Source organism: Pseudomonas sp. H1_F01 (assembly GCF_054681425.1).
The window spans coordinates 5125040-5137476 of sequence record NZ_CP162823.1; the positions used below are offsets into that span (position 1 = coordinate 5125040).

Annotated in this window: 12 protein-coding genes; 6 read left to right on the top strand and 6 right to left on the bottom strand. The window is 58.1% G+C overall.

Annotation, left to right across the window (positions count from 1 at the left end; translation table 11 throughout):
- Positions 1 to 258: 258 nt before the first annotated feature.
- Positions 259 to 1095 carry a CvfB family protein gene (locus AB4O09_RS23055; protein ID WP_013692512.1) on the bottom strand — a complete coding sequence of 279 codons (837 nt, stop codon included), beginning with the start codon at positions 1093 to 1095 and terminating at the stop codon, positions 259 to 261.
- Positions 1096 to 1434: 339 nt separating this feature from the next.
- On the opposite strand from AB4O09_RS23055, the gene AB4O09_RS23060 reads away from it, so the two are divergent.
- The 3 genes from AB4O09_RS23060 (at position 1435) to AB4O09_RS23070 (ending at position 3483) form a co-directional block, all read left to right on the top strand.
- The gene (locus AB4O09_RS23060; protein ID WP_018607615.1) at positions 1435 to 1623 is read left to right on the top strand and encodes a hypothetical protein; all 189 of its coding nucleotides are present in this window, start codon (positions 1435 to 1437) and stop codon (positions 1621 to 1623) included.
- A gap of 195 nt (positions 1624 to 1818) precedes the next feature.
- Entirely contained in the window at positions 1819 to 2535 is a 717-nt protein-coding gene (locus tag AB4O09_RS23065; RefSeq protein ID WP_003198961.1) for a TorF family putative porin, read from the top strand.
- Positions 2536 to 2616: 81 nt separating this feature from the next.
- Complete coding sequence (locus AB4O09_RS23070) at positions 2617 to 3483, top strand: DUF6279 family lipoprotein (RefSeq protein WP_013692511.1); 867 nt, start codon at positions 2617 to 2619, stop codon at positions 3481 to 3483.
- Between the two features lie 156 nt (positions 3484 to 3639).
- Here the strand turns inward: AB4O09_RS23070 and AB4O09_RS23075 are convergent, their stop codons facing one another.
- The gene (locus AB4O09_RS23075; protein WP_013692510.1) at positions 3640 to 4032 is read right to left on the bottom strand and encodes a hypothetical protein; all 393 of its coding nucleotides are present in this window, start codon (positions 4030 to 4032) and stop codon (positions 3640 to 3642) included.
- A 184-nt stretch (positions 4033 to 4216) separates the two neighbouring features.
- Here AB4O09_RS23075 and AB4O09_RS23080 point away from each other — a divergent pair, with 184 nt between their 5' ends.
- Positions 4217 to 4948, top strand: a complete 732-nt coding sequence (locus AB4O09_RS23080) for a DUF899 domain-containing protein (protein ID WP_460094624.1) — start codon at positions 4217 to 4219, stop codon at positions 4946 to 4948.
- 286 nt (positions 4949 to 5234) lie between these two features.
- Here AB4O09_RS23080 and AB4O09_RS23085 read toward each other — a convergent pair whose 3' ends face one another.
- Complete coding sequence (locus tag AB4O09_RS23085; protein ID WP_027911620.1) at positions 5235 to 5522, bottom strand: HigA family addiction module antitoxin; 288 nt, start codon at positions 5520 to 5522, stop codon at positions 5235 to 5237.
- A 443-nt stretch (positions 5523 to 5965) separates the two neighbouring features.
- Between AB4O09_RS23085 and AB4O09_RS23090 the strand changes: the two genes are divergently transcribed.
- Entirely contained in the window at positions 5966 to 6241 is a 276-nt protein-coding gene (locus AB4O09_RS23090; protein WP_038856041.1) for a hypothetical protein, read from the top strand.
- 229 nt (positions 6242 to 6470) lie between these two features.
- Here AB4O09_RS23090 and AB4O09_RS23095 read toward each other — a convergent pair whose 3' ends face one another.
- A complete protein-coding gene (locus tag AB4O09_RS23095) occupies positions 6471 to 7817 on the bottom strand; it encodes a DEAD/DEAH box helicase (RefSeq protein ID WP_003198936.1) in 1347 nt (448 codons plus the stop codon).
- A gap of 193 nt (positions 7818 to 8010) precedes the next feature.
- On the opposite strand from AB4O09_RS23095, the gene AB4O09_RS23100 reads away from it, so the two are divergent.
- A complete protein-coding gene (locus AB4O09_RS23100; RefSeq protein WP_415239257.1) occupies positions 8011 to 9309 on the top strand; it encodes a mechanosensitive ion channel family protein in 1299 nt (432 codons plus the stop codon).
- Between the two features lie 111 nt (positions 9310 to 9420).
- Here AB4O09_RS23100 and AB4O09_RS23105 read toward each other — a convergent pair whose 3' ends face one another.
- Positions 9421 to 10287: a carboxylate/amino acid/amine transporter gene (locus tag AB4O09_RS23105; RefSeq protein WP_027911660.1), complete on the bottom strand. Its 867-nt coding sequence runs from the start codon at positions 10285 to 10287 to the stop codon at positions 9421 to 9423.
- A 142-nt stretch (positions 10288 to 10429) separates the two neighbouring features.
- Positions 10430 to 12298: an ATP-binding protein gene (locus tag AB4O09_RS23110; RefSeq protein ID WP_013692503.1), complete on the bottom strand. Its 1869-nt coding sequence runs from the start codon at positions 12296 to 12298 to the stop codon at positions 10430 to 10432.
- Between the last annotated feature and the right edge of the window lie 139 nt (positions 12299 to 12437).

Consider the following 12437-nt stretch of genomic DNA (forward strand, 5'->3'; position numbering starts at 1 on the left):
GTAGCGGCGGTTAAAGCCGAGCAAGAGCAGGCATGTGCCCACGAACAGGGCGCGGGCGCATGCTAAAGGTGCAGGGTTTTGTATACAGAGGAAAGTCGCAGCGAACCGCTATGTGGGAGCAAAGCTTGCTCGCGAAACAGGCGCCTCGGTTTCAGAAAGACCGCATCGCCTTCATCGCGGGCAAGCCTTGCTCCCACAACTGGCCTCGCTGGCCACATAAAACCCTTACTTGCCACAGATGAGTGGCTCGACTGAAGATCAGCTCAGCTCGATGCGATCGGCATGAATGACAATCTGCCCATTCTTGTACAGCGCACCAATGGCCTTCTTGAAGTTGCCCTTGCTCACGCCAAACAGGCTGCTGATCAGCACCGGGTCGCTCTTGTCGCTGACCGGCAGGGTGCCGTTGTTTTCACGCAACTTGGCGAGGATCTTGGCGTTCAGGCTGGTGGCGGCTTCCTGGCCCACGGGCTGCAGGCTCAGGCTGATCTTGCCGTCCGGGCGGATTTCCTTGATGAAGCCTTTTTCCTGTTTGCCGGCGCGCATGAACTTGAAGATTTCGTTCTTGTGGATCAGGCCCCAGTGCTTGTTATTGATGATCGCCTTGAACCCCATGTCGGTGGCTTCGGCGACCAGCAGATCCACTTCCTGGCCCGGCGTGTAGTTGGCCGGCGTCTTGTCCAGGTAACGATCCAGGCGCGCCGTGGCGGTGATGCGGCGAGTGTGCTTGTCGAGGTAGACGTGTACCACGCAGTACTCGCCAGCGGTCATCTGGCGCTTTTCTTCGGAGTACGGCAGCAGCAGATCCTTGGGCAGGCCCCAGTCCAGGAACACGCCGATGCTGTTGACTTCAGCCACTTTCAGGCTGGCAAATTCACCGACCTGAACTTTGGGTTTTTCCGTGGTGGCGATCAGTTTGTCGTCGCTGTCCAGATAAATAAAAACATTGAGCCAGTCTTCATCTTCGCTGGGAATATCCTTGGGGATATAACGGTTGGGCAGCAGGATTTCGCCGTCCGCACCGCCGTCCAGATATAAACCGAAGTTAGTGTGTTTAACCACTTGCAAACTGTTGTAGCGCCCGACTAAAGCCATTTCCAATACCCTCATTGCGTGGGCGGCATTCTACCCGGTTTTGCGGCGCGATTCGTGGTCACAGGCAAGGTTTGCCGGCAAGGTCCTGCACAACCGTTGATTTTCCTGGGCTTTCGCCCCAGACACGGCCATTCGTCAGGCGAACCACGGTGCGTACAGCTCGCCATCAACGCCGTATTTCGTCCACGGTTGTTATTTAAAACAGAGGCTTAGGGCAATAATTGCCGGATAATCGCTCATTATTCCCGTCACGATAGTGATAATTCAGAAGGATATTTGCCAAGCAATTGTCAAGTATTTCCTGTACGATGCCTGGCCCAATTAATTATCTACAGGTTAATGGCCGTCATGCGCGTAAAAGCATCCAACAGCAAAGCAAAGCCAGCTCCAGCCGTTGAAACCAGCGAGTCGATCAACGACCAGATCGCTGCGTTCCTCAAGTCCGGCGGCGAGATCCAGCAAATTGCCAAAGGCGTCAGCGGCCAGACATTCGGCCCGTCCAAGCAGATCAGCCTGGGCAAGAAGTAACCTGCGCGTCACCTGGTCCCAAAGCGCTTTGAGCTTCGAAGCGCTTGGACTGGAACCCTCCCCCGCCCCACCCATTTCCCATGAATCGACGAACGGCCTTCGCAGCCGAGCATTCGCCGGTATGCTTTCACCTCTCTAGCTCAAGCGTTTCAGCTTAATAACCGATCCTGCTTCCCGCTTTTCATGGAGTGAAGCATGCGTGGCCCTATTGTTCTGCTGATGATCAGCCTGTTGCCATGTTCCCTCGCCCAGGGGCAGGTATTCCAGCGCGAGCTCGGCGACTTCGACCTCAAGCTTGGCACCACGCCCAGCCGCAGCATGGCCCAGGGCCTGGTCACGCCGTCGAGCACCGGCTCGTTCCATGGTGGCCTGGACCTGAGCCACGACAGCGGCTGGTACGTCGGCCAGTGGTCACCCAGCGCCGGCCTGACACCGTCCGCCGACCTTGAAGTCGATTCCTACATGGGCTTTAAACAACCCTTCGACCAGACCCTGGGCTACGAAGTCGGCCTGATCCACTACAGCTACCCCACCGTCGATACCCTCGACAGCCAGGAGTTCTACGGCGGCCTGACCGTGCTTGGCAGCCGTTTCGGCGCGGCCCTGAGCAACGACCCGGATAAACAGAACAGCACGCTGTTTGCCGACCTGGGCGGCAACATACCGTTCGGAATTGGCATCAGCGCCAAATACACCACCCACCAGCTCAACACACCGGTCTCGGTCGAGAACGGTTATGTCGGCAGTTTCAGCGACTGGTCATTGAAAATTTCCCGCCCGTGGAAGGGCCTCGACCTGGACCTGATCTACAGCGACTCAAGCCTCAGCGGCAGCAGTTGCTCGGCATACTCCGGCCACAACAGCGAATGCGACAGCCTGCTGACCCTCAAGATGGCCCACCCTTTTTACTAAGCGTTACGCATTTAATCGGCTGAACTGCCGCGCGTCTGCGATGCTCAAACAAAGCACCTCCGCCTTCGCAAGGACTCGCTCATGCCGCGCTGGTTGACCCGCTCTGCCATGTTCATCACCCTGTTGCTGACGCTCACCGCCTGCAGCCGCATAGGCCTGGCCTACCGCAACCTCGACCTGATCATTCCCTGGACCCTCAACGATTACCTGGACATCAGAGGCGCGCAAAAAGACTGGTTCAACGAACGCCTCAAGGACCATCTGACCTGGCATTGCACCACCCAATTGCCCGGTTACCTCGACTGGCTGGATCGCCTCAAGACCATGGTACAAACCGACCAGGTAACCGACGAAGCCTTGCAACAACGCACCCGGGAAGCCGAGGCCGCCATCGCCGAAACCGCCCGGGAAATCACCCCCTCGGCCATCGAACTGCTGCAAGGCCTGAACGACGACCAAGTCGATGACATGGACGCCGCCTTCGTCAAGGACCAGCGCAAACGCCAGCAGCAGTACCTCAAGCCGACGTTGCAGGAACAGATCCAGGAACGCAGCGACCGCATGGTCAAACGCCTGGACGACTGGCTCGGCCCGCTCACCGACGCCCAGCGCCAACGGGTGATGGCCTGGTCCACCGCCCTGGGGGACCAGAACCAGCAATGGATCGCCAACCGCGCCCACTGGCAAAACCAGTTCAGCGAAGCCGTGGCCCAACGCCACAGCCCCGACTTCCCCAAGCGCATCGAACAATTGCTGGTCAACCGCGAAAGCCTCTGGACCCCCGCCTACCGCGAGGCCTTCAGCAAAACCGAAGCCCAGGCCCGCAGCCTGCTGGTGGACCTGATGGCCGAAAGCACCCCGCCCCAGCGCGAACGGCTGCTGAAGAAAATCGACGGTGTGAAGAAGGATTTCACTGATTTGAAGTGCCTGAAAGCAGCACGCTCCTAAAACCACTGAGATCCCATGTGAGAGCGAGCTTGTGTGGGAGCAAGGCTTGCCCGCGATAGCATCACCTCGGTCCATCTGATAGACCATGTTGCCTGCATCGCGGGCAAGCCTTGCTCCCACACAAACCCAGCTCCCACGGGATTCAGTACAGGCCTGTCAGGCAATCTGCGCCTTGGAAGCCAAATCATCAAACGTAAACTCATCCAGCGCATCTTCCTGCTCATCCAGCACCTGGCGCGGATGATCATTACCCGGGATGCTGCTGTCGATCAGGCTCAACAACCGCGAGCCACGCGGCGTCAGCACAAAATTCTCGCCGTTGCCGCCCTCTTCCTCCGGCCGCGGCTCAATGTAGCCACGTTCAAGCAGCAACTTTTCATACTCCCCAGCGACAGCCTTCAGATGATCGAGGTTCTCGATCGGCTCGCCTTCTGCCGCTTTCGCCGCCGCGTACTCCTCCGCATAAACCCGAGGAGCAAAGTTGTGACCGGCGCCGTTCTGCACTTCGTGCAACAACCGTTCGATCAAGTCCCAGTTATAAGTCGTCATCCTGGTCCATCCTCCAAAGAGTGAGATGCCTACCTAGGTTGTGACCGAGGCGCCGCGCCGCCGTTCAGCCGGGTTTCCAGTCGGTCCCAACCTTGAACCGACCAACGGCCTGTCGAATTGCTCCGAGGTCAAACGACCAACTGTTGAAGCCGATTTAGCGGCTCTGACCACAGGAGAAATCACCATGAACGTAGAGAATCATCCAGTCGTCTCGCGGGAAGAATGGCTCGCCGCCCGCCGCCAACACCTGGCCCACGAAAAAACCTTCACCCGCGAACGGGACAAACTCAGCGCCGAACGCCGCGCCCTGCCCTGGGTCAAAATCGAAAAACCCTACCGCTTCCAAGGCCCCGACGGCGAACTGAGCCTGGCCGACCTGTTCGGCGGCCGCAGCCAACTGATCATCTACCATTTCATGTTCGGCCCTGGCTGGACAGAAGGTTGCCAGGGCTGCTCGTTCCTGTCCGACCACATCGACGGCGCCAACCAACACCTGGCCCACCACGACGTCGCCTTGGTCGCCGTCTCCCGCGCCCCTTTCGCCGTATTCCACCCCTTCAAACGCCGCATGGGCTGGAAGTTTGACTGGGTCTCATCGCAAGACTGCGACTTCAACTACGACTTCGGCGTCAGCTTCAAAACCGAAGACACCGCCAGCGGAAAAGCCACCTACAACTACGAAACAACCGACACCACCGAAGGCGAACTCCCCGGCCTGAGCGTCTTCTATCGCAACGAAGCCGGCGACATCTTCCACACCTACTCCACCTACGCCCGCGGCCTCGACATCCTGGTCGGCACCTACAACTACCTCGACCTGACGCCCAAGGGCCGCAACGAAGACGAAATCATGGACTGGGTGCGGCATCACGATAAATACGAAGAGGCCAAGCCCCACGGCTGCTGCCACAGTTGATGCGCCAACCGCGCCAACCCGCCCAGTCGAGCGCGAACCCGGTGGCGAGGGGATTTATCCCCGCTGGGCTGCGCAGCAGCCCCAAGCCAAGCAACTCGGTGTGCCAGGAAGATTGAGTTCGCTGCTTTAGGGCTGCTACGCAGCCCAGCGGGGATAAATCCCCTCGCCACAAAAGGAGTTGTTCGACTAACTCCAAACAAGAACTGGACCAGGCCACAATTAAAAAGACAGCCAATCTCGATTGGCCTGTCTCAATCTCCATGCCCGGCGACATTCGAGGGATGATTCAGGCGAAAGCGAGCTTTCTTACCTGCAACAAATCAACATGCTGACGAGCCACCCACAGATCGTAAGCATCCTGCATGGCTAGCCAACTCTCCGGCGAGCGGCCAAGTGCTACAGACAACCGCAACGCCATTTCAGGCGAAACGCGGCTAGTGCCCTTCAAGACACGGCTCAGTGTCGAGGGGGCTACACCGAGCTTTTCCGCCAGCCCACGACCGCTGATGCCGTTCGGCTCCAGATAAATCTCGGTAATGAACTCCCCGGGATGGGGAGGATTGTGCATGTTCATCAGCACGGCGCGGCGGAAGAAATCCTCACCTAGCGGGGGTATATCGCTGGTATCGATGTCCGAGTCGTCCAACTTGGCCAAACGCTCCCAATCGGTTTTCGATGTTTCCGACATAACGTATGCCTCCTGCTTAGTGGCTATTCGGGCGCAGACATACAGATCTCATCGCCTCGCCGTTCGGTGTAACCAACCACGCACTGATCAGGCCGATGGTTCGACGCGGCGTACCTCTGACCAAAGACTACTGTCGAAACCCTCCTTCTGAAATCAGACGCATCCCGTATAGAAGTACGAAGGATCCCGCTCGGAGGTTGAAACTTTCTACGAAACGGACAGGCGATGGAACATCTGCCAAGCAGCAGACAAATCGACGGCTAATGAACTTTCCCCCCAACCCCAGCCTCAACCCATTACCTGCCCAACAAGGATTCTGAGGCCCTGCCATGAAAACCCTCTTGAAACTCACCCTCGCCGCCACCCTCACCTGCGCCCTGCCCGCCTGGGCCACTTGTACGCCTGAGGAAGCGACTGCCAAGCGCGAACAACTGGCAAATGAAGTGACCAAACTCACCGAACAGAACCCGGCCAAGGCCAAGGAAATGAACGACGAGCTGCAGGCCATGGACCTGGAGACTGCCAGCAAGGATGTGCCGGATAAGTGCCAGCTGATTGATAAGCGCCTGGAAGAGCTGAAGAACGCGGAGAAGAAAGCGGGATGATTAGCCACAGCCGAGCCCAACCCGCTTTTGTGGCGAGGTTATTTGTGGGAGCAAGGCTTGCCCGCGATGAAGGCGATGCGGTCTTTCAGAAATCGAGGCGCCTGTGTCGCGAGCAAGCTTTGCTCCCACAAATCCCCCTCGCCACAGGTTCTGGCCGAACTTCAGGTTTAGTTTCACCCATAAAAAACCGGACTCAAGGTCCGGTTTTTTATAAAACGCTAACGCCGACTCACTCAGCCGCCGGCGCCTCTGGCTTGCGGCGCTTGAGTGGGGCCATGCCGTCCTTGCTGACCAACGACGGGGCGTCGGTCTTCGGGCGGTTGGCGGTCTTGCGTTTGGTCGGGGCCTTCGCGCCGGCCTTCTTCTTGTCGCCCTTGGCGTCGACCTTTTTCTTCTTCACGCCAACGGCCTTGCCCGAGGCCTTGACCTTCTTCGGTCCGCCGTAGGTGCCTTTGACTTCCTTGATGGTGCGGCGCTCGAAGCTCTGCTTGAGGTAGCGCTCGATGCTCGACATCAGGTTCCAGTCGCCGTGGCAGATCAGCGAGATCGCCAGGCCGTCGTTGCCGGCACGACCGGTACGACCGATGCGATGCACGTACTCATCACCGCTGCGGGGCATGTCGAAGTTGATGACCATGTCCAGGCCTTCCACGTCCAGGCCGCGAGCGGCGACGTCGGTGGCGACGAGGATTTTCACGCCGCCCTGCTTGAGACGGTCGATGGCCAGCTTGCGGTCCTTCTGGTCTTTCTCGCCGTGCAGTACGAACGCCTTGTATTCCTGGGCCACCAGGCGGCCGTAGATGCGGTCGGCCATGGCCCGGGTGTTGGTGAACACGATGGCCTTTTCGTAGGTCTCGTTGGCCAGCAACCAGTTGACGATCTGCTCTTTGTGCTGGTTGTGGTCAGCGGTGATGATCTGCTGGCGGGTGGTGGAGTTCAGCTGGCTGACCGCGTTGAGCTGCAAGTGCTCAGGGTTGTTCAGCACCTTGGCGATCATCTCGCGCAGGCCCGAGCCGCCAGTGGTGGCGGAGAACAGCATGGTCTGCTGACGGTTTGTGCATTCGTCCACCAGACGCTGCACGTCCTCGGCAAAGCCCATGTCCAGCATGCGGTCGGCTTCGTCCAGCACCAGCACTTCGACTTCCTTCAGGTCGAGGTTGCCAGCGTTCAACTGCTCGATCATCCGCCCTGGGGTGCCGATCAGAATGTCCGGCACCTTGCGCAACATGGCGGCCTGGACCTTGAAGTCTTCGCCGCCGGTGATCAGGCCGGACTTGATGAAGGTGAACTGCGAGAAGCGCTCCACTTCCTTCAAGGTCTGCTGGGCCAGTTCACGGGTTGGCAGCAGGATCAGGGTCTTGATGCTGACGCGGACCTTGGCTGGGCCGATCAGGCGGTTGAGGATCGGCAGCACGAACGCGGCGGTCTTGCCGCTGCCGGTTTGCGCCGTCACCCGCAGGTCACGCCCCTGGAGCGCGAGCGGAATAGCCGCTGCCTGCACCGGCGTTGGCTCGACAAATTTAAGCTCGGCCACGGCTTTGAGCAGGCGTTCGTGCAGGGCGAATTGGGAAAACACGGGTGCTACCTCGAAGAAATGCAAAAAAACAGCTGCATAGGGTAACGGTTTCGAGCGCGAAGGCCGAGTTTCTTTATACAAACGGCGGTAAATCAGTGCATTTTTATCAGCCGTTATTGCATCAACGGTCACTTGACCGGGCTTAAATGCTCTAATCGCACCGTCGCGTCTTTATAGAAGAACCGTTTCGTCCATGGACATCAAACAACTCTGGGTCAACCTCCAAGACCTCTGGGGTGCCCTTGACCAGCACCCGCTCCTGCATTCCAGCCTAGCCCTGATGTTGCTACTGGTCATCGCCCTGGTGCTTGGCCGTGTGGCGCGCTACCTGATCCTGCACGCTGCCAAGTTGCTGGGGCGCCAACCGGCCTTGAACTGGGTCAATGACCTGCGCCAGAACAAGGTCTTTCATCGCCTGGCGCAGATGACGCCGTCGCTGATCATCCAGTTCGGCCTGCACCTGGTGCCGGAGCTGAGCAAGACCAGCATGATTTTCCTGGGCAATGTCGCCCTGGCTTTCACCATCCTGTTCATGGTGTTGAGCCTCAGTGCCCTGCTCAGCGCCATGCTGGATGTCTACGCCCGCACCGAGCATGCACGTACCCGCTCGATCAAAGGCTACGTGCAACTGACGAAGATGGTGCTGTATGTGTTTGGCGCGATCATCATCGTTGCCACCCTGATCGACCGCTCGCCGCTGTTGCTGTTGTCGGGTCTGGGTGCGATGTCGGCGGTAATCCTGTTGGTCTACAAGGACACCCTGCTGTCGTTCGTCGCCAGCGTGCAATTGACCAGCAACGACATGCTGCGGGTCGGCGACTGGATCGAGATGCCCCAGGTCGGCGCCGACGGTGATGTGGTGGACATCACACTGCACACGGTCAAGGTGCAGAACTTCGACAAGACCATCGTCTCGATCCCCACATGGCGCCTGATGTCCGAGTCGTTCAAGAACTGGCGCGGCATGCAGCAGTCCGGCGGGCGGCGGATCAAGCGCAGCCTGTTCATCGACGCCAGCGGCGTGCGATTCCTGCACGACGAGGAAGAACAGCGCCTGACCCAGGTGCGCCTGCTGACCGACTACATCGGCCGCAAGCAGGCCGAACTCAAGGCCTGGAACGAGGCCCAGGGCAACGTCGCGGCGATGTCGGCCAACCGTCGGCGGATGACCAACCTGGGCACCTTCCGCGCTTATGCATTGGCGTATTTGAAAAGCCACGCAGAGATCCAGCCGAACATGACCTGCATGGTCCGGCAGTTGCAGACCACCGCCCAGGGCATCCCGCTGGAAATCTACTGCTTCACCCGCACCACAGCGTGGACCGACTACGAACGTATCCAGGGGGATATTTTCGATTACCTGCTGGCGGTGATGCCGGAGTTCGGGTTGAACCTGTACCAGCAGCCGAGCGGCACGGACCTGCGTTCGGGGTTGCTGCCGGCGGTGCTGGGGGCGAGCCACCTGCCGGAGCCGCAGAAGCAGGTGGTCTAAAGCCAACCCCCATTCCCCTGTGGGAGCGAGCTTGCTCGCGATAGCGGTGTGTCAGAAACATAGATGCTGACTGATACTCCACTATCGTGAGCAAGCTCGCTCCCACAGTGTTCAGGGCGAAGGCTGAGGTTGGCGTACCCCCAACCGGCTGATCCACACCGCCGCCAATATCACCGACCCACCCAGCAGCAACCGCCCCAGTGCCTCGTGCTGGTTCCAGATCAGCAGGTTCACCAGTAGCCCCACCGGCACATGCAGGTTGTTCATCACCGCCAGCGTACCGCCATTGACCAGACACGCGCCCTTGTTCCACCAGTACAGCCCCAACGCGGTGGAGACCAGGCCGAGGAACACCAGCACACCCCATTGCAGCGGCGCTTCAGGCCAGAAGTTGGCCTTGCCGAACAACAGGAAAGCCGGCAACGCGACCATCAGTGCACCGAGATAGAAATAACCAAAGCGACGGTAATGCGGCAGGTCGCTCGGGTGGCGGGCCACCAGGTGTTTGTAGAGCACCTGCCCAGCCGCATAAGTGAAGTTGGCCAGTTGCAGCAGCAAGAAGCCCATGAAGAAATCCGGGTTGATCCGGTCGTAGCGAATCACCGCCGCACCGGCCACGGCCACCAGCGCCGCGATCAGCGCCCAGGGATTGAAGCGACGGTTCAGCGCGTCTTCGATCAAGGTCACGTGCAGGGGCGTCAGGATGGTGAAAAGCAGCACCTCGGGCACCGTCAGCACTCGAAAGCTCAGGTACAGGCAGACGTAGGTCACGCCAAACTGCAAGGCGCCGATCAACAACATGCCGCGCATGAACGCCGGCTCCACCTGGCGCCAGCGCGTCAGCGGAATGAACACCACCCCGGCCAGCAGCACCCGCACCAGCACCGCGAAATAACTGTCCACATGCCCGGCCAGGTACTCGCCGATCAGGCTGAAGGAAAACGCCTGGATCAATGTCACAAAAAGTAGATAGCCCATACCGCCCCTCGTTTCGAATGGCGGCGAAGATAGCGGTTTTGAACGGTGGGAGCGAGCTTGCTGGCGATGGCGGAGTGTCAGTCAGCCTCTGTATTTCTGACCCACCGCCATCGCCAGCAAGCTCGCTCCCACAGATTCCCCACTAACTTGGAATTTCATCCACGACCCAAGAAGTGGCCTGAGGCTGGTGCCGATGGCTGGCGGCACGCTGGAGCACTCGGGTCAGCGCCTGGAAGTTTGCCGGTTTGGTCAAGATGTCATCGGCACCAGCGGTCCTGAAACGCTCTATCTCGCTGGAGAAAACACTCGCGGTGAACGCGACGATGTAGCAAGTATCGCCCTGGGGCAATCCGCGGATTCTACGCACGGCCTCCATCCCATCCATCACGGGCATGTTGATATCCATCAGAATGATCGCTGGCATCGAAGCCATGCAACGATTGACCGCTTCCAGGCCATCTGACGCAAGGTCGGGTGCATAACCCAACTCTTGTAGCATCGCCATGGCCACTTTCTGGCTCACCGGATGGTTCTCCACCAGAAGGATATCGAGCGGATAATCCTCGGCAAAAGACGAGTCGAAGCCAACCGCCGCATGATCATCCTTGATGGGTATTTCCGAGACTGAAAAAAGCGCCAGGGGGAGAGAGAAGGAGAATGTCGAGCCGACACCAGGCTCGCTGGTGAACGATAAAGTCCCCTGCTGCGCCTCAAGCAGGTTCTTACAGATGGAAAGACCCAACCCACTCCCAGTGAAGCGTTGACTGGCCGGCCCTTTGAACTGGGCAAAGGGCTTGAACAGATTGTCTTGCCGTTCCGTGGGGATACCGATGCCGGTATCGCGTATAGAGAAGTCGAGCCATGCTTGGGAGCCGTAGCCGCTGGTGGTGACCAGGAGCGATATTTTTCCGGCTTCGGTAAATTTGCCCGCATTGCCCAGCAAGTTGATCAATATCTGGCGAAGGCAATCCATATCGGTTTTGACCAAAGGCGGTACGTCCGGGGAAAACTGCGCCTCCAGCACGATGGGTTTGTCCTGGATATTTTGCCGGATTAGTTCCATACAGGATGAAACCAGTGCTCTCACTTCGAAAACACGAGGTTTCAATTCAAGTTTGCCTGCTTCGATCTTGGCAAGGTCGAGAATGTTATCGATAAGAGACAGCAGGGTCCGTCCACTGGAATGAATCGTTGTAAGAAGACGGCGTTGCTCGGGATCCAGGGCAGACCGGGCCAGTAATTCGGTCGCACCAATGACACCGTACATCGGGGTGCGAATTTCATGACTCATGGTTGCCAGAAAGCTGGTTTTTGAACGATCAGCGTCTTCGGCGGCATTTTTCGCCTGATTCAATACCTGCTCATTGACCCGCAATTGCTGGAGATGAGTGCGCATGCGCAAAAGGAGGAGAGCGAGAAATACCAGGATGGCCAGGATGATGTGGTAAAGGGAGTCATGATTAAGTTGTTGGTAGTAGTCCGCCAAGGTAATTTCCGCCCCGACAACATACACCGTACCGTCTTGTGATTTTAACGGGACAAAGACCGCGCGAAAATCACCCCAATGATCCGAGTAGTCGATCCAGGTTGGCTCGGTGCGCTTAAAACTATCGAGTAAAGCCTGGCTGGCATCGGGATAAGGGTCGAAAAAACGCACGAAATTCTTCTCTTGAATTTCTTTTTTCGATGCACTGGAACTGATCAGGTAGGCCTTTGCATCTCGCTTGATCACGCTATAGACAAAAGCAGTCCCCATGGACTCGTTGAAGCCGGAAAGCCGCTGGATGGTATCCCAGTCCTGCGCTTGCGATTTGGATTGTTTATCGACCAGGTTGTCATGGTAACGGTCGCCGAGGATGGCTGAAGCGCCCAGCGCGGCATGCAGCAATTTATTATTGATGTTGTCAGTGAGGACGCTTTGCGTCTCGACATAGAGGTAGTAGATATAACCACTTGCCCCTATGAGATAGGCCAGGAATAAAGCCCATGTTTTCCGTCTGACTTTGAACATATCACAGTCTCCCTACTGTAATTGCGCGCATAAATTACCACAGCAGGCATCGAGAGACTTGCCAAATCCGGGAGAAGCCTGGGCCTGCACATCTTCCACCCCTCAAGGCTTTAAGGGCCGCTCATCTTAAAGGATCGTT